Genomic DNA, 16949 nt, shown 5'->3' on the forward strand with positions numbered 1-16949 from the left:
GGCCATGAGATTTTAATATTTTATTTTCAATTCGTCCATCTGGACAGGCATACTATTATGTGTCGCAATTATCTCGTCTTGTTACCATCACCAAATCATTACAATTTGATTAAAATTTCTGTCTAGTTCTGCCAACTTCACGCGTTGTTTTCTGGCCATATATAGGTCAAAAAATCAAGAAAGTAGTTTAGCTAATTTTAAGATTCACCGATGTTTACTCACATAACTTACGAAGTGTAACATCACTTATTTCGTCAATTTAACTACTTAACCCGCTATTTATTTTTAAGGTTCGGCCTGTTTCCGACCGGGTAGACGCACGCGTATCAGTTTTCAATAAGCACTTTCACGACTCCCATCCCTCACCATCAACATCTGAGCGACGTATAAACCTGAAAGTGTTGGTTCGCTCAGACTAGCAAAAAGGCCCGCCAACTTGGAAGTTAGCGGGCCTAAGCATTGATTATTTAGTTAATTATCTCATGTTCAATCACAGCGGCCATATCTTGCGGCAGTGGCGCGTAGCAAGTCACCCATTCATCCAAGAATGGCTGAAAGAAGCGCAACCGCGCGCAGTGCAAGGCCTGGCGATGAATCCACGGATTAGTTTGTTTGCCATACAACCAATCACCAATCAAGGGATGGCCGATCCACCGGCAATGTACCCGGATCTGATGCGTTCGGCCAGTATGCAATTTTATGGCTAATAGCGTTGCGGCGTGCGTTTGCCCCCGCACCCACAGTTCTGTCTGAGCGGCGCGACCATCGTCTCTAACCGTGCGTTTGATGAACGACCCTGGTTCACGCCCAATCGGGGCATCGATCAGCTGATGGGTTGGGGTCACCTGACCTTCTGCCAGCGCAATGTAGCGTTTATCCAGTTGGCCATCCTTCAGTTGCTTATCCAAAATGGAGTGAGCAAAGTGGTGTTTGGCAAACAGGACGGCCCCACTGGTCTCGCGGTCTAATCGTGTGACAATGTGGGTCACCGTGCTGGGCGCTTGAATCGTGATCAAGTGCCCCTTGACCCGATTCGCCAGTGTATCATCTGGATAGAGGTGTGACGGCACCGACGCCATCCCCGCGGGCTTATTGACCACCAGGAAATGGGGATCTTCGTAAAGAATCTCCAGGGGCTTAAATGAGGCGACCACGTTGGGATTCGTCGGCTCTGGTGGCAATTGTAGCCCCACGACCTGACCGGGTTGAGCCATCGCAATCACCCGGACTTCTTGGCCGTCCAGGGTGATGACCCCACCGTGAAATTTCACTTGTTTTAAAAAGGTGCGGGTGACCCCATGGGCCATCAGCACCGTTCGCACGTGTATGGGACTATCTCCCGTCACACGCCAGGCAAAGTGCGTCATCATTTCTCCCGCCCAATAAAGGACGCCTCGACCCGCTGCCAGAAGTGGGTGTGACGGTATTCTGCAAAGGCGATCCGTTGCCGAGCAATTCGGTAAGAGATGGCCTTGATAGGCCGCCCTTCGATGCCCAGCTGATCACACATCAAGACATTGTCCGTGGGATCAGTGGGTTCAATGCGAATCCACTCGTCAGCCGGAATAATCAGCGGCGAACCCAGCGTCCGAAAGACCAGGTTGTTGATCGACGCGATTTCTGCCATTTGGACCGCGTTGAACCGTGGATTCAAGACCGCCCCACCCACGGACTTGTTGTAAGCCGTTGAGCCGGTCGGCGTTGAAATACACAGGCCATCCCCCCGAAAACTTTCAAAGAGTTCGCCCTTGATGTAGACGTCGGCCACCATGGTCCCGGAGACCTTCTTGATGGTGGATTCGTTCAAAGCCAATGCCTGATCCGGGTGGGTACCATCCGCGTAGTCGACCTGAATCGACAGCAACGGGTAGCTGACGCTTTGACCATTATCTTTTGCCAAACTGTCCACGAGTTCTTGGACCTCAAAGTCTCGCCAGTCGGTATAAAAGCCGAGATGGCCCGTATGGATCCCGACGAAACGGACCTTGTCCAGCCGGTCATTGTAGTGGTGAAACGCCGAGAGCAGCGTCCCGTCACCGCCCACCGTGACGACCACGTCTGGATTCAGACTGTCGAGCGTCACCCCGGCAGTCAGCAGGCCCTGATGTAGCGCCGTAGCCACCTTCTGTGACGCCGGTCCATTATTACTAAAAATGGCAACCTTCATGTTATTCTTCCTTATTTTGATGAGGTGTCGCGTGCGTATCACCATCACTCTTTGGCGAATACTGCTGAGCCTCTTGAATTTCTTCACGAATCTCGGACATTTCCGTGTCCAGTTTAAAAGCCGCCTCTGCCGCCCGCTGCAGCCGATCGCTCAGTGCTTCGGGGAAGGCGCCCTGGTATTTGTAATTTAATGAATGTTCAATGGTGGCCCAGAAATTCATGGCCAGTGTCCGCACCTGAATCTCCGCTAAAATTTTCTTTTCGCCGGAGACTAGCTGAACGGGATACTCGATAACAATATGATAAGATCGATAACCACTCGGCTTTTCATTGTGAATGTAATCCCGTTCTTCCAGAATCGTCAGGTCGGTGCGTTGCCGCAGAAGGTCGACGACTTGGTAAATGTCCTCAACGAATTGACACATGATCCGTAACCCGGCAATGTCTTGCATGTCTTGTTCCAGCCGGTCTTCGGCCACGTGGCGCCGCGTCATCTTTTCCTTGATACTGGGTACCGGCTTGACCCGCCCGGTGACGAATTCAATGGGTGGACGTTCATTTTGATTTTCAAATTGCTTTCTGATGCCGCGCAGCTTCACCTTTAGCTCACTAACGGCTTGCTGATAGGGCAATAAAAATTGATCCCAGTTCGTTACCATAATGACTATCCCCCAACCTTGATTACAGTGCTCATCTTTCGATTTTACCATATTTTTCTGGCAACTGAGAGTAATTACCTCATTAACTTGTTAATTTCTTCACTATCAGACCGTTGGGGCGCTCCCGAACTTTTGCGAGGCGTTTAGCTTTACCTCAGCGGAAAAATGTTGCATGATAAGGTTGCGTTTTAAATGAACGGTCTTCACCTCAAACAAACGTTCCAATTGCTATTTTTTGAAAATTTGGTAATGTAGTGGTATTGTTACTTTTTGTTCGGCGACCCTTGCTGATTGCCAACTAAGACAGATATAGGAGGAAGCAATGTGTTAGAAGTCTATTTGTTCGTCAACCCTCTCGGCGCGCGCTGTATGCGCTCTGAGCAAAATATCATGCGGTTGGCCGATCATCTGAATAGCAAGGTGTCATTTCAATTTGTGCCGTTGCTGAACCAACAAATTATCGCGCAATCCCTGGCGCCCCGGCCGACCTTGGCGGAGCGCAATGCCCGGTTCAACGTCACCTACCAGGCCATCTTGGCCTACAAGGCGGCCCTGTTCCAAGGTAAGCGCAAGGGGCGGAAATTCCTGCTCAACATGCAGGACGCCGTCGTCAGCCAGCACCAGAGCTTCTCAGAGAAACTGACGCTAGAAATGGCGCAAAAGTGCCGTCTAGACCTCGACATGTTCACGGAAGACTGCCAATCAGACTTGGCGAAACAAGCCTTCCAAACGGACCAAAAGTTGGCCGCGGAAATGAAGATCGAACAATCCTCTTCCGCCGTCATCTTCAACTGTGACGTCTCCGATTGCGGCTTACTCTTAAACGACGTGACCTACGAATCCCTGTGTGACGTCTGTGAGAGCCAAGGTGTGGCCACGAAAGAAATGTTAATGGCTGAACCTAATTATCAAACTAATGAACAGGCGACCTCATTAATGCTGGCGAACAATCAGTCTAATCTTCATGTACTATAAGCCCTGCTGAATCGTTTTACGTCACGTTAATTCAGTCACCAAATTACCGAGATCATGTCACGAGAGTGGGACAAAAGGTGATTAGCTGGCGAGCATTAAGGCTGATAAGCGAATAATCCTGGGTTTGGATTGTTTGCTTATCAGTTTTAAGCGGAACCAGCTGCCTTTTGGCCCAGGTTTCAGCAATATATGTTCAGAGATACCAACGAGCTTGGACATTTTGTCCCAAACTCGTTTTTTTATTGGGCATGAATTCCCCACCTTTTGGGAACCCAAAGTTTTACCCTTTCGTTCTTGAAATATCAGGACTTTCACTACCAGATTTGCGGCTGATATGGTATGATGAACCCAACTATTTTGTTGAACTGAAGGGAAAATTTATGCGAACAGCTATTGTTACGGACACCGCCTCTTATCTCACCCCTGAACAGATCAAGCAATTTCACATCGTGGTTCTGCCCATCACCGTGATTCTGGGCGACCAGCAGTATGCTGAGTCCAACTTAAGCCTAAAAACATTTTACGACTACCTCAAAACCGACCAGGAGCTGCCGACTACGGCTCAGGTCTCTTTGGGCCAGATTGAGGAAGCGTACGACCGTCTGGCTGGCGAAGGTTATGATGAGATCATTTCGATTCACCTGTCCAGCGGCATCACCTCGTTCATGAGCAACCTGAAGATGTTCTGCCGCACCTACACTAAGGCTAAGATCTACCCGGTCGACTCATTAGTCGCCAGTGCGGGCGAGGCCAACCTGTGCTTGCTGGCCGGCCAATTGGTCGCCAACGGCAATTCCGCGGCCGACATCGTCCCCCAACTGGAGGACCTGCGCGATACCATGGAAGTTTACTTTGCCGTGGACAACCTTAGTCACCTGGCCCGGACCGGTCGCTTGAGTAATCGGTCAGCCATCATTGGCAACCTACTGAACATCAAACCGCTGCTTACCTTCAATGACGAAGGCAAGATCATCGCCATTGGCAAAGAACGGACCATGAAGAAGGCTTTCCACTACATGACCGACAAGCTCCAAGCCACGTTGGCCCAGGTCGACTATCCCCTGCTGGTCACCGTCATCAACGCCAACAACGCCGAACTCGCCGACGACTGGGCAGCAGATTTGACGGACCAATTTCCCGAAATCCGCGTGGTCCAGAGTCAACTTGGCCCCGCTATCAGCGTCCACACCGGTGAGAAGACCATGGGCCTGCTGTGGCAACGTGATTGGCAATCTTACTAAGTTAGAACCTAAAAAAGGCTGTGTGTCATTTCCCGTTACGGAGATGACGCACAGTCTTTTCATTATTTCGGTTTCAATGATTGGCTATCAGCCGTCCATCATGGAGCGTATATACTCGATCGAATAATGGCAATACTTCGGGCGGAATATGGTGATCAACTTCTACAATTGTTTTCTGTAAACGCAGGATTGTTTTATGAATCGCAATAGAAGTCTGCTCATCCAGTGAAGCCGTCCCCTCATCAATGAGGATCAGTCCACGGTCAAATAGAATAGCCCGTGCAATCTCTAGTCGCTTGATCTGCCCACCAGATAGGTTCTCACCCTCATCACCAATCTGATAGTCTAAACCATCTCGATTGATTACTGACGCCAGTCCTGCTTCCTGACAGGCTTGACGAATGACATCATCCGGGAAGGACATCCCCAGAGTCAAATTAAACCGTAGCGTATCGTTGAAGACAATTGGCGTCTGGTTAACGGTACTCATACCGCCAAAATGACTAACTCGCTGGTCATTGATGACAATTTGACCACTGGTCGGTGTCAACGCCCCATCAATCAGGCGAAGTAGTGTCGTCTTTCCACTTCCTGACTCACCTTGAATCAAAATATTTTCCCCTCGAGAAACCTGTAAATTAATCGCCATCAATACTGGCGTCTCTCCTCGACTAAAACTCACATCACGTAATACTAACTTGTCAAACGAACTTTCTGCCGGGGTAACTGCATCCATTGGTTTTAAAGTTTCGTGGATTCGTTGTCGAATCTGTACTGTGCTGTTAAGCGTATTAAAACTATTGACTACCTGGTTGGCACTATTAATAATCCAATTTGATGAATACTGAATCGCTACAAATTCGGACAAACTAACATGACCCAAAATCGTTAGATATATTCCAATACCAATTGGAATCAATGTACAGACGTAAAAAATTGCATCCACCACCGCATTGGACAGAGCTATCTCATTTTTCATTTCCGCGTTGGCGTGCTCAACTTGATTAATGGCCGTCGTTGTTTTGTGCGCCATGCCCTTACCCGCACGGTACTGGCGAATCGCCAATGCGCCTTTCAAGGCATCCTTCAAAATACTAGACCAACGTCCGTTTTGCTGGGACCAGTTGGCCGTACGCTGCGTGATGCGCTGACGAAAGAGTCTGGGAATCACCGTTGGAAATGCCATGAAGATAACGAAGATCAGTGTTAATGACACACTATTGGCCAGAGAATAGGCTAATGTCACGACACAAGTTACCGCAACACTGATTAAAGAAAATAACTGACGGATATAATTGTCTTCAAGTAGTTTCAAGTCATTCATGAAAAATGAGAGATTCTGAGTGACAAAATTTTTATCATTTACTGTACGACGTAGTAACAGTCCTTGTAATAAGCATGCCTTGAGACGTTGATTAATAACCACCACATTTTTATTGATGACTACTGTATTGAAATATGTGGCGATACTAAACACAACAAATCCCAAGATAATCACAACGACAAACGGAACGATCCAATTCAGATGTTTAGTTTCAATAATCTTGAAGATAAATGAATACATCGCTGCATTAAACGGCGTTGCTAGTCCAGCCAATACTGCTGTAAAAATAGCTAGTATGACTAACTTCTTATTGGCTAGTTTCATTAGCGAGCCCCCTTCGCTACACTACCCTATCATAATGTCTTTAATTATCAGCAATTCCCCATTTTTTCCAATAGAAAGGCGTTAGTTATCAGCCTTTCGGTAAGATAACTAACGCTTTTTATGAAGCAAATATTTAGCCAGTCGCGGTCTTTTTCGTAAGAAATCCTTAAGCTTCCTCACAGCGGGTCACAAAACGGTCCGCAATTTCGTTAGTACTTAGTGACACCTATTTTTTCAGCTCGTGGGCCAACTGACTAAATTCGGCCAGCCGTTCATCAAACGTCTTGAACGCCGTCTGGAGGTAATCTGGTTGGGTCATGTCCACGCCCGCGCGCTTCATGACGTCCAGTGGCAAGGCTGAGCTTCCTGACTTCAGGTAGTTCAGGTACGCATCACGCTTGGCGGCGTCACCGCTCAAGATGCGTTGCGACAGCGTGGTGGCCGCCGCAAACCCGGTGGCGTACTGATAGACGTAGTAGTTGTAATAGAAATGCGGGATTCGCGTCCATTCATCCGCAATCTGTGGATCCGAGATGACCCCATCGCCATAGTAGCGGTGGTTCAGGTTACCGTAGAACTTGCTCATGAAGTCTGCGGTCAACGTTTGCCCACCCGCTGCTTGTTGGTGAATGTAGTCTTCGAATTCAGCGAATTGTGTTTGCCGGTAGACCGTGCCCTTGAAGCCGTCCAGATAATGGTTCAAGACATATGCCCGTACCTGTGGATCAGTCTGCGTCTTCAACAGATAATCCGTCAAGAGGTTTTCGTTCGTCGTCGAGGCAATTTCCGCCACGAAAATGGAGTAATCGCCGTACTGGTACGGTTGATTCGTCCGGGTATAGTGGCTGTGCATGCTGTGACCCATTTCGTGGACCAGCGTGAACAGGCCTTCCAAACTGTCTTGCCAGTTCAACAGGATGTATGGCTTGGTATCATACATCCCCCCAGAATAGGCACCGGTTCGCTTCCCTTCATTTTCCACCACGTCGATGGCGCGACCGTCAAACATCTTCTGGACGTTGGCCACGTAATCGGGGCCTAACACGTTCAAGGCCTTTAATGCCTCTTGTTGGGCTTCCTCATAGGTGTAGCGCAGGCTAGGCTCCCCGGTGATCGGCGTGTACAGGTCGTACATGTGCAATTCGGGTAGCCCCAGAATTTCCTTACGCAAGTTGACGTATTGGTGCAACGAGTCCAGGTGGTCATTGACCGTTTGAACCAGGGTGTCATACACCACTGCTGGCACGTTATTGGCACTCATCGCCGCATCTCTGGCACTGGCATAGTGTCGCACCTGAGCGTTGAAATTGTGCGTCTTGACCTCGCTAGCCAGCGTTGAAGCAAAGGTATGCCGGAACTGCTGATAAACGCTATAAAGCGCCTTAAACGCCTGTTCACGTACGGCTGGGGTCGTGGACTCCAACAAGACGCCGTAAAGGCCCTCTGACAAGCGGACATCGTTACCCGCTTCGTCTTGGACGACCGGGAACTTCAAGTCGGCATCGCTGAGCACGCTATAGGTCTTGGAAGAGGCCGCAAAAATGTCGCTGGCTCCCGCCAAGAGCTTTTCTTCAGTCGCCGACAACGTGTGTGCCCGTTGCTTGCCCAAGACATCAAAGAGATGTTGATAGGCCGCCAATTTTGGCTCCGAATCGATCAGCTTTTGCAGGGCGTCCGCGTCTAATGCCAGGACTTCAGGTTCAAACCAGGAGACCGCGGCACTGACCGTCGCCACCAGATTTTCGGCCTGGCCCATCAAGGCCTGCGCGTCGGCGTCGCCCGTATCCTGATCATTCTTCAGGGAGGCATACACGTACAGCCGTTCGAGCTGCCGGTTCAAGTCTAGGTAAGCCGTCGTCACTTGGTAAAGGTCCGCGCCACTCTTGGCTAACTGCCCCTTCATCTGTGCCACTTGGTCGGCTTGCGCCTTAACAGTCGTCAGTGCCGTGGCAAAAGCCGCGTCATCGGGGAAAATTGGGGTTAGGTCCCAGGTCAAAGCCGTCGGTACGGCTGAGCGTTTTGGAATTTGTTTCAAATTTCTCATCCTCCTTTAACATTGCATAGCAATATTTTACCACTTTAACCTGGCAAGATGGCAAATCAGCCCAACTTTTTCTCATCATTTTCTAACCAAGCGGTATAATCCGCCGCCCACTGCGGTTGGGCCATTACCCGCCAGCCATTGGTCTCTCGTTTTAAAAACCGGGCTGTCACCAGATCGGTCAACAGCGTCTCCAGTGCGTGAGTCACCACCAGGGGCACCTGAAACCGCACAGCCGCGGTCGCCCCACCGACTAGCCGGAACGCTTCCTCGCCCAAGCGTTGGGCCGTGGCAAACGAAAAAAGCACGTGTTCAAATAGCCAAGCCGCCACCACGATGCGCCACAGGAGCACGCCCCGCCCAAATAGTGGCGGCGTCACCTGTGTGGTCACCAGGCTTTCCGGAAAGCCCGCTAGATGGTGGCCGGTCAAATAAACCGCCGTCTGCAAGGGTTTCAACGTGTCTGAGGAACGCCGCAAATCCCGGTCCAGTTCCCAGCGAAACCGGGCCAAGTTCGGTTCGGGCCACCACTGCCGCCGGTGAGGTCCTTGCACCAACGCCGCCAGGGACCCTACCCAGGTCTGTTGGCACTGATACTCGCCTGTCGCGGCTTGGCAAATGTGGTGGTCAACGCGCACCTGTTGCCGGTCCACATCCCAGAAGAGTAGGCACAATCCCCATCCCTTCAACCATCCCGCAAAGCGGTCGATCAGACGCCAGCCTAGCCGCTGCTGCGCATAGCGTTTGCCCAATAACCAAAACGGATACGCCCCCACGTCCCGATACCCCTGCGTGCGAGCCGCCACATCCTCACGACTGATGGGACTGCACTGAAATTCCAGGGCAATCGCGCGGGGCTGATGCGCGATCCAACAGTCGGCCCGTTGCTGAATCGTTGGTAAGACGCGCTCCAAGGTCACGGTCCCCCAGTCCGCAAAGAAGGCGGCCAGTTGGCGTTTGCCCATCACATGCTGGGCCGTCTCGCCCTCCCCTGGAAAGGTACAGGGTGCCGCGGGGCGATGGGCAAAGTACGGCTGGACCCGGGTCCCGCGATGCAACACGACACGGTGCCCACACGCCGGACACACGTAACTCCCACTCCGTTGCGCATTCTTGGCATCCACCAACGCCGATTCAAGCTTGGCAATCAACATCGTCACTCCCCCTTTACAGAACAACTCCGTAACCGAGGCGAGATTATTTTAAATTGCGGGCAAAAATTTTACTAGCTGCGTTGACCCTGGCAGGCTAGTTGGTTGGTAAATATGGATCCAGCGATGGCCGCCATGACCGCAAAAGATTGTAAAAAAAGAGCCTGGCAGATCCGCCAGACTCGAATTTTTATCAATTTTGAACAGCGACCAGCATCGGTCAGTCACACCAAGAAACTACCCCAACCTTACTTTTCAGTCGGGAAGTGTGCGATCACCTGGTAAATCGGTCCCTTGGCGGAGAACTTTTGCTCATACTCCGTCTGGATATCCTCGACGCCATCCGTTGCGGCGTGCAGGTCCAACCAGACACCATCGAAGACCATGCCGAAGTTGTTCAGGCTCCCCAGGGAGTATTCGAACAAGCCTCGGTTATCGGTCTTGAATTGCAGGGACCCTTCTGGCTGTAAGACGTCGGCGTAATGGGCTAAGAACACGGGTGACGTCAAGCGGCGTTTGGTATGGCGCTTCTTCGGCCACGGATCAGAGAAGTTCAGGTACAGGCCCGCCACTTCGCCGGCCGCAAAGAACGTATTGATGGCCTCGCCATCCGTGTGGACCAGTTGAATGTTGGTCAATTCACTGGTCACGACCTTTTTCAACGCCGCCGCAATTACGGAAAATTGGATCTCAATCCCGATAAAGTTACGGTCAGGATGTTGCCGAGCCATTTCCACGATGAACTGACCCTTCCCCGTCCCGATTTCCACAAACAGTGGCTGTTCGCTCGGAAAGCGGCTTTGCCAGTTGCCCATCAAGGCCTCCGGTTGCTCGACCATTTTGTCGGGATGTTCGGCCACGTAGTCCTTGGCCCACGGTTTATTACGCACACGCATGGTAAAATTCCTCCTCTAATCACAACGGCGGGCGCAAGGTTCACCCCCGCTCCCGCCGACGTTGTTCTAATCAGTGACTGACTCTCGCGTCAGTTTCTCTAGTAAAATTAAGTGTTGGTTCATTAATTGAAAACGCTGTTGGTGAAAACTTTCCGCAATCACACTGAGACAGTGGACCCGGGCATACCAATTCACCCGCGCGGTCAAATCAGCCGTCGTCGTCTCACCATAGTCCTGTAACCAACGCTGCCATTCTTCCAATGGCACGTATTCGCACAGCAAGGCCCCCAGATCAAAGGCAGGGTCCGCAAAGGTCGCGGCATCCCAATCGACCAGGTACAGCCGTTGGCGGTCGGATAACAACCAATTCTTATGGTTTAAATCACCATGACAAACTTCATAGTGCGTCTTGGGCAGTTGTGGTTGCTCGCTTTGTAACGTCGCAAACGCCGATTGGATCAGCGGATGCTGGCGTAAGTCAGCGGCTAGGGCTGGCTGTAAGCGGGTTAACAACTGGGCGGGCGTGGTAAATCGTCCGCCGACTTTTAATAACATATCATGCAGCAAGTGGGAATGATGGACCCGGTGAATCAACCGGGCGACCCGCTGCTCGCGCATTTCACTACGCTGCAGTGTGCGGCCGTTTAGCCATTCCTGCGCCGTCATCACGTCGCCGGTCGCCAACCGTTTGGTCCAGACGAGCCGCGGTGTGATGCCCTCCATGGAGAGCGCTGCTAGAAACGGTGACGCGTTTTGTTTTAAGAACACTTTTTCTGACGCCTTGGTGCCCATATAAGCCGTGCCCGTATTACCGCCCAGCGGATACAAGCTCCAACCGTCACTAAAATCCAGTGCCATGCGTGCCACCCCTCCTCGATTTGTCAGCTAATATTAATTCTATGGGGAAATGGCGGCCACGTCAAGCCTTATTTTTATCCGCCCGCGCTAACCGGTGCGGCGTGTAGATTCTGGCCAGGTACCAAACTTCGATGACCTCGACGACCAGCGTGATGCCGGCAGTCATGATCTGCGGATTGGCAATCACGACGACCACCCATAGCAGGAGCGCCGTGGTACTCAAAATCAGCGTGACCAGCTTGACGAAACTCTTGAGCCGTAATGCCGGCAAGACCGGATAGACGTGCGTGAAGACCACGTCGTCGTATTGCTGGAAGAACGGCAACAGTTGAAAGCCAATCAGGTAGATGAACAATGCCGCTAAGATCACGGGCAACCATTGGCCACGCACGAAGTACAGGAGTAACATCCCAATCACGGTCAGACGCACCACCAACCCGCTAAAGTCGGTGCCCCGCACCATGCCGCGACTGAATAGGTACAGATACGTCTGGCTGTGCGTGCGTTTGATGCCCTTGAATAACCAGTCCAGATACCGCCGCCGTTTGATTGTCCCAGAGACCATCGGCACTTCGGTAAACATGTTGAAGAAGCGATAGATGCCCAGCATCCGGTTATCTTCGATCTTGATCTGTTCTCGCCACCGAATCTGCTGAATCTGCCAGTGTTGGCGTTCCCACACGGCCACGGCAACATCGGCGACTAGCGCTAGAATCAGCGCCACGTAAGGACTCAGCCAAACCCCACTGGCAACCACCACGATGGCCAGCAACCATTTGAATGGCCACTGGTTCATCCGTCGTTGCCCGGTAATCTGATAGACGCTGGCGAGGTCCAGTCGTAACAGGCTATCCTTCAAGACGACCTGGGATACGGCCAAGACCAGCACCTGCGGCAACGTCCAGCCCAGCGCGACGCTGAGAAACGGTGCCAAGATGAACAAGGCAATCAGCTGCGTACATTGGGCTAAGAACTGGCTATAACGCCGAGCTGCCACCAAATAGGCGTGCATCGCCCGTTCGCGTGGCAACAAGAAGACCCGATCGGCATCCTCAATCAACGTGGCGAACCGACCGATCTGCGCAACGATGACTAAGACCAGCAGCGCCACGAACGGCGCCCACCAGAGGCCACTTTTCAGTGATTTCAACACATTGGAGTAGCCCCAACCCAGGCCCCCCAAGAAGAACAGCAACGCGAAGACGAAAAAATCATTGAACACCAACCGCAAATACTTGGCCATTTCCCGGAGATGGCGCTGCAGTCGGGTCTTAAATAGGTCCGTCATGCGCGGTCGACCTTCGTCATTGAAAGGTAAATATCATTCAGCGATTCCCCCGCTTCCGGAAGAGCGGCTTGCAACTCGCTGAGGGTCCCTTCAGTCTTGACCTGACCGTCGTGCAACAGCACGAAGCGGTCACAGTACCGTTGGGCCGTATCCAAGACGTGCGTCGACATCAAGATGCTGGCCCCCGTCTGCTTGCGTTGCTCGATCAAGTTCAACAGGTCGTTGACGGCCAATGGGTCCAGACCCAAGAACGGCTCATCAATGATAAATAACTTGGCGTTGGTCAAAAAGGCACAGACGATCATGACCTTTTGCTTCATCCCCTTGGAGAAGTTGGCGGGGAACCAATCCAATTTGTTGGCCAACCGGAACGTCTTTAGAAGATCGTGGGCTTTGTCCCAGGCCACCTTTTGGTCCAGGTCATAGGCCATCATGGTCATTTCCAAATGCTCACGCAGCGTGAGTTCCTGGTAAAGCACTGGCGTTTCAGGGATATAGGCAATCTGTTGCTTGTACGCCTGACTATCCTGGTCGATCGTAACGCCGTTGATACTGATTTTGCCTTTATGTGGTGTGAGCAGGCCGATGACGTGGTTGATGGTCGTCGATTTCCCGGCCCCGTTCAACCCGATCAGACCCACGAGTTCACCGTCTTTAACGTCAAAACTGATATCTTTTAAGACGGGAATTTGGGAGTACCCTCCCACAACATGGCTGACTTCTAAAGCCATTAAACATCCCTTCATTTCCTTTAAATTAACCGCTCCATTATACCATAGGTGGCAGTGGGTTCGCTGTTATCTTGTGGGTGCTGGTTCAGGCGGTACCATTACTTGGATTATTCCTCCTTGCCGCCTTACCGTTACGTGAAAGTCTAGGCTGCGGTAGCAATTTTCTCGCAGCTAGTGGTATCAGCCAAACGACTTTAGAAACTGGCGGGACTACAATGATTCAAATCGAGGAGAATCCCGCCGCTCAGACTGGGCCTGTTTTCCTCTGGTTGACGCAACCATTGTTCTTTACCGTTCTAGTGGTCAACGTGCATCATCAATTAACAGTGACAGATGAACTGGTCGCTGTGGTGGTGTATAATAGATGAAATTGAACCGAAAGAAGGAGTTTTCATGGATCAAATGACCCTCGAACCACACTACGCTGACGACTGTGTTTTCTGCAAAATTTTGACTGGCGAAATTCCCAGCTACACGGTTTACGAAGACAACATCGTCAAGGCCTTTTTGGACATCTCGCAAGGGACGCCCGGCCACACGCTGGTGATTCCCAAGACCCACGTCAAGGACATCTTCGCTTACGACGCCGATTTGGCCGCCGCTGTGTTCTCTCGGATTCCCAAAATTGCTCGAGCAGTGAAAGATTCTGACCCGGCAATCAAAGGCATGAACATTTTAAACAACAACGGGCAAGTGGCCTACCAATCCGTTTTCCACTCTCACATTCACCTGGTACCGCGCTACACGGACCACGATGACTTCAAGATGATTTTCAAGGACAATTCTGACAACTACACGCCGGAAGCCTACTCAGCCATTCAGGCTAAGATCAAGGCACAATTGGAGGGGTAAATGATGGGACTTGGTCGTTTTCTCGCCGGCACTGCCCTCGGGGTAGGCGTTGGTTTGGTGGCTTACCTAACACTGACTGAACAGGACCCCGTCACCTGGGGCAACCGCGTCAAGCAGCAGGTCACCCACACCACCAAGCAACTGACCGACGTGCGTGACGCTAAAAATAACGTGACGCAAAAAGCCGCTAAACTGTCTACCGCGCTCACCGCGGCCCAACCCGTTTTGGATGATATTCAAACGGAAGTGGACAAGTTTGCGTTTAAAACTGCTCCCCGTCTGTCAGCCATTCAAGAAGTGCTCGATCGGCAAAATACCGATTAATTTTGAACTTTTTGTAAAGCTTTGCTGACCTTTTTGGGTTTGCCACTATTTGTGTTATGATATGCAAGTATGGTGCTTGCACCAATTTTGATGAATGGATGTGTTGAGGAATATGAAGAAATGGTTTATCGCCTTTGCTGGCTTGTTACTGACCGTAACGCTTGCCGGTTGTGGCAGCCAAACCGTTGCCACTACTAATGGTGGTAAGATTACCGAAAGTGCGTACTACAGCAGTTTAAAGGGTACCTCTTCTGGTAAGCAAGTCTTGCAACAAATGATCTTGAACAAGGTCTTGGAAAAGCAATACGGCAGCAAGGTAAGTAAGTCCGCTGTCAACAAGCAATTCAACACCTACAAATCACAATACGGTTCATCATTCAAGAGCGTTCTTTCCCAAAGTGGGATGACGGAATCCAGCTTAAAGACTGAAATTCGTTCGAACTTACTGTTGAAGGAAGCTGTTAAGGACAACGTCACGGTTACTGACGCGCAACTCAAGAAGCAATTCAAGAGCTACGAACCTAAGGTCACTGTGGCTCACATCTTAGTTTCTAAGAAAGCCACTGCCCAAAAGGTCATCAGTGATTTGAAGGATACCAAGAAGAGCGACTTGACTAGCGAATTCACGAAGTTGGCTAAGAAGTACTCGACTGATACGGCGACTAAGAACAAGGGTGGTAAGTTGAGTGCCTTTGATAGCACGGACACCTCCCTGGACTCAACCTTTAAGAAGGCTGCCTTCAAGTTGTCAACTGACGAATACACCGCTACGCCTGTTAAGACGCAATACGGTTACCACGTCATCTTGATGTTGAAGAACCCTGGTAAGGGCACGATCAAGGAACACAAGGCTGAATTGACGAAGCAGATCATCGACAACGACATGAACGATAGTACCGTTCTGCACAACGTGGTTGCCAAGGTCTTGAAGAAGGGTAACGTTTCTATCAAGGATAACGACTTGAAGAACATCCTTTCCGACTACCTGTCAACTAGCTCAAGTTCTAAGAGCTCGTCTTCATCTAAGTAATAAATACGTTTCTGAAAGCACCGGCCTGTTGGGGTCGGTGCTTTTTTGGCTCTAGTAAAAGCCTGCCAACGTAAATCGTCAGCAGGCTTTCGTTATGTCCCCTATTTTCGCTAATCCGTTGTTGGTGGCTGGGGTGTGGTCGTCGTTGGTCGGTAGAAACGCCGGCCGTCCAAGGCAAAGACCCGCTCGGAGAATTCGCCCGGCGCCGTGTGTTCCACGACCGTGTCCAACATCATGATGGAGGCGTCCAATTCGTCTAATTGATGTAAGACGTCGGCCTCCCGCAATGCCGGCCGGACGGGTGAGCCGTATTCCAGCAACCCGTGATGGCTCAAAATCATGTGCCGCAGTAACAACACGTCTTCAGCCTGCGGATCTAATTTCAACGCGTCACAGGCCCGGACCAGTTCCCCATCGATCAAGACGATGTGGCCGATCAGATTACCCGCCAGCGTGTAGACCGTGGACTTAGGCCCCGACAGCTCAATCGTCTTGCCCAAGTCGTGCAGGATGGCACCGGCGAACAATAATGGTGCGTTCAGGTCCGGATACTGTTTGACCACTGAATGGGCTAATTTCAAAATTGAAATCGTGTGGTACGCTAACCCACCCTGAAAGGCATGGTGATTGCTTTTAGCCGCGGGATAAGTGTAGAACTTGTCCGCGTATTCTTGAAGCAATTTGCGGACCAACCGGTTCCAGGTCGGCTGCGTGATCTCAAAAACCGTTTGGGTGATGTACTCTTCCATCGCCGCCCGCGACATGGGGGCTTGTTCGATGAAGCTGTTGGGATCATTGGGCTCCCCCGGATGGGTCAAACGCAGATGGAAAATTTTGATTTGCGGATGCGTCTGGTAATTTTCCCGTTTCCCTTGCAAATGCACGACGCGTCCAGCCACGTAGTTGTCAATATCATCCGGTGAGGCGTCCCAGTATTTGCCGGAGATCTCCCCCGACTGGTCCTCAAAGACCAGGGCAATGTATTGCTTGCCATTCTTCGCCGTGCGGACATCCGCCGACTTTAACAACACGAAGAGGTCAACCGCCTCATCGACACCGTAATCTAATAATTGTTTTGCTGCCGCCATG

At 51.1% G+C, this 16949-nt stretch carries 16 protein-coding genes; 5 read left to right on the forward strand and 11 right to left on the reverse strand.

Annotated features, from left to right (window positions below; translation table 11 throughout):
- Positions 1 to 467 precede the first annotated feature (467 nt).
- From NGM66_RS02135 to yjbM, 3 genes are read right to left on the reverse strand one after another with little or no spacing between them, the layout of a single operon-like run.
- Complete coding sequence (locus NGM66_RS02135) at positions 468 to 1367, reverse strand: RluA family pseudouridine synthase (protein ID WP_209280020.1); 900 nt, start codon at positions 1365 to 1367, stop codon at positions 468 to 470.
- Entirely contained in the window at positions 1367 to 2167 is an 801-nt protein-coding gene (locus tag NGM66_RS02140; protein ID WP_208909352.1) for an NAD kinase, read from the reverse strand. The genes NGM66_RS02135 and NGM66_RS02140 overlap by 1 nt, the downstream gene beginning before the upstream one ends.
- Before the next feature lies 1 nt (position 2168).
- Positions 2169 to 2825, reverse strand: coding sequence for a GTP diphosphokinase (gene yjbM, locus NGM66_RS02145; RefSeq protein WP_208909351.1), 657 nt, complete (start codon positions 2823 to 2825; stop codon positions 2169 to 2171).
- Between the two features lie 324 nt (positions 2826 to 3149).
- Here yjbM and NGM66_RS02150 point away from each other — a divergent pair, with 324 nt between their 5' ends.
- Positions 3150 to 3800 (forward strand): DsbA family protein, encoded by a 651-nt coding sequence (locus NGM66_RS02150; protein WP_208909350.1) that lies wholly within the window; start codon positions 3150 to 3152, stop codon positions 3798 to 3800.
- 380 nt (positions 3801 to 4180) lie between these two features.
- Positions 4181 to 5041, forward strand: coding sequence for a DegV family protein (locus tag NGM66_RS02155; protein ID WP_208909349.1), 861 nt, complete (start codon positions 4181 to 4183; stop codon positions 5039 to 5041).
- Between the two features lie 73 nt (positions 5042 to 5114).
- On the opposite strand, the gene NGM66_RS02160 is transcribed toward NGM66_RS02155, so the two are convergent.
- The 7 genes from NGM66_RS02160 to NGM66_RS02190 all read right to left on the reverse strand — a co-directional run bounded on the left by NGM66_RS02160 (position 5115) and on the right by NGM66_RS02190 (position 13654).
- Entirely contained in the window at positions 5115 to 6689 is a 1575-nt protein-coding gene (locus tag NGM66_RS02160; protein WP_208909348.1) for an ATP-binding cassette domain-containing protein, read from the reverse strand.
- Between the two features lie 226 nt (positions 6690 to 6915).
- Entirely contained in the window at positions 6916 to 8733 is a 1818-nt protein-coding gene (gene pepF / locus NGM66_RS02165) for an oligoendopeptidase F (protein ID WP_208909347.1), read from the reverse strand.
- A 56-nt stretch (positions 8734 to 8789) separates the two neighbouring features.
- A complete protein-coding gene (locus NGM66_RS02170; RefSeq protein WP_208909346.1) occupies positions 8790 to 9884 on the reverse strand; it encodes a competence protein CoiA in 1095 nt (364 codons plus the stop codon).
- Between the two features lie 245 nt (positions 9885 to 10129).
- Positions 10130 to 10777, reverse strand: a complete 648-nt coding sequence (gene trmB, locus NGM66_RS02175; RefSeq protein ID WP_208909345.1) for a tRNA (guanosine(46)-N7)-methyltransferase TrmB — start codon at positions 10775 to 10777, stop codon at positions 10130 to 10132.
- Between the two features lie 66 nt (positions 10778 to 10843).
- Positions 10844 to 11635: a phosphotransferase family protein gene (locus tag NGM66_RS02180; RefSeq protein WP_258115351.1), complete on the reverse strand. Its 792-nt coding sequence runs from the start codon at positions 11633 to 11635 to the stop codon at positions 10844 to 10846.
- 61 nt (positions 11636 to 11696) lie between these two features.
- Positions 11697 to 12923, reverse strand: a complete 1227-nt coding sequence (locus NGM66_RS02185) for an ABC transporter permease (RefSeq protein WP_208909343.1) — start codon at positions 12921 to 12923, stop codon at positions 11697 to 11699.
- Entirely contained in the window at positions 12920 to 13654 is a 735-nt protein-coding gene (locus tag NGM66_RS02190; RefSeq protein ID WP_208909342.1) for an ABC transporter ATP-binding protein, read from the reverse strand. The genes NGM66_RS02185 and NGM66_RS02190 overlap by 4 nt, the downstream gene beginning before the upstream one ends.
- Before the next feature lie 393 nt (positions 13655 to 14047).
- On the opposite strand from NGM66_RS02190, the gene NGM66_RS02195 reads away from it, so the two are divergent.
- The 3 genes from NGM66_RS02195 to NGM66_RS02205 all read left to right on the forward strand — a co-directional run bounded on the left by NGM66_RS02195 (position 14048) and on the right by NGM66_RS02205 (position 15860).
- Positions 14048 to 14506 (forward strand): HIT family protein, encoded by a 459-nt coding sequence (locus tag NGM66_RS02195; protein ID WP_258115352.1) that lies wholly within the window; start codon positions 14048 to 14050, stop codon positions 14504 to 14506.
- Positions 14507 to 14830: a hypothetical protein gene (locus NGM66_RS02200; RefSeq protein ID WP_245155230.1), complete on the forward strand. Its 324-nt coding sequence runs from the start codon at positions 14507 to 14509 to the stop codon at positions 14828 to 14830.
- Between the two features lie 112 nt (positions 14831 to 14942).
- On the forward strand, positions 14943 to 15860 hold the full coding sequence (locus NGM66_RS02205) for a peptidylprolyl isomerase PrsA (protein ID WP_208909340.1): 918 nt from the start codon (positions 14943 to 14945) through the stop codon (positions 15858 to 15860).
- Positions 15861 to 15970: 110 nt separating this feature from the next.
- On the opposite strand, the gene NGM66_RS02210 is transcribed toward NGM66_RS02205, so the two are convergent.
- Complete coding sequence (locus tag NGM66_RS02210; RefSeq protein WP_208909339.1) at positions 15971 to 16948, reverse strand: 3'-5' exoribonuclease YhaM family protein; 978 nt, start codon at positions 16946 to 16948, stop codon at positions 15971 to 15973.
- Position 16949: the final 1 nt, after the last annotated feature.

Origin of the sequence: Levilactobacillus yiduensis (genome assembly GCF_024718525.1) — a bacterium.
In the GTDB taxonomy this organism is placed as follows: domain Bacteria; phylum Bacillota; class Bacilli; order Lactobacillales; family Lactobacillaceae; genus Levilactobacillus; species Levilactobacillus yiduensis.

What these genes read in the sequence shown, in the direction of transcription:
- NGM66_RS02135 (WP_209280020.1), bottom strand. Translation starts at nt 1,367, where the DNA reads ATGACGCACTTTGCCTGGCGTGTGACGGGAGATAGTCCCATACACGTG.
- NGM66_RS02140 (WP_208909352.1), bottom strand. Translation starts at nt 2,167, where the DNA reads ATGAAGGTTGCCATTTTTAGTAATAATGGACCGGCGTCACAGAAGGTG.
- yjbM (WP_208909351.1), bottom strand. Translation starts at nt 2,825, where the DNA reads ATGGTAACGAACTGGGATCAATTTTTATTGCCCTATCAGCAAGCCGTT.
- NGM66_RS02155 (WP_208909349.1), top strand. Translation starts at nt 4,181, where the DNA reads ATGCGAACAGCTATTGTTACGGACACCGCCTCTTATCTCACCCCTGAA.
- NGM66_RS02160 (WP_208909348.1), bottom strand. Translation starts at nt 6,689, where the DNA reads ATGAAACTAGCCAATAAGAAGTTAGTCATACTAGCTATTTTTACAGCA.
- pepF (WP_208909347.1), bottom strand. Translation starts at nt 8,733, where the DNA reads ATGAGAAATTTGAAACAAATTCCAAAACGCTCAGCCGTACCGACGGCT.
- NGM66_RS02170 (WP_208909346.1), bottom strand. Translation starts at nt 9,884, where the DNA reads ATGTTGATTGCCAAGCTTGAATCGGCGTTGGTGGATGCCAAGAATGCG.
- trmB (WP_208909345.1), bottom strand. Translation starts at nt 10,777, where the DNA reads ATGCGTGTGCGTAATAAACCGTGGGCCAAGGACTACGTGGCCGAACAT.
- NGM66_RS02180 (WP_258115351.1), bottom strand. Translation starts at nt 11,635, where the DNA reads ATGGCACTGGATTTTAGTGACGGTTGGAGCTTGTATCCGCTGGGCGGT.
- NGM66_RS02185 (WP_208909343.1), bottom strand. Translation starts at nt 12,923, where the DNA reads ATGACGGACCTATTTAAGACCCGACTGCAGCGCCATCTCCGGGAAATG.
- NGM66_RS02190 (WP_208909342.1), bottom strand. Translation starts at nt 13,654, where the DNA reads ATGGCTTTAGAAGTCAGCCATGTTGTGGGAGGGTACTCCCAAATTCCC.
- NGM66_RS02195 (WP_258115352.1), top strand. Translation starts at nt 14,048, where the DNA reads ATGGATCAAATGACCCTCGAACCACACTACGCTGACGACTGTGTTTTC.
- NGM66_RS02200 (WP_245155230.1), top strand. Translation starts at nt 14,507, where the DNA reads ATGATGGGACTTGGTCGTTTTCTCGCCGGCACTGCCCTCGGGGTAGGC.
- NGM66_RS02205 (WP_208909340.1), top strand. Translation starts at nt 14,943, where the DNA reads ATGAAGAAATGGTTTATCGCCTTTGCTGGCTTGTTACTGACCGTAACG.
- NGM66_RS02210 (WP_208909339.1), bottom strand. Translation starts at nt 16,948, where the DNA reads ATGGCGGCAGCAAAACAATTATTAGATTACGGTGTCGATGAGGCGGTT.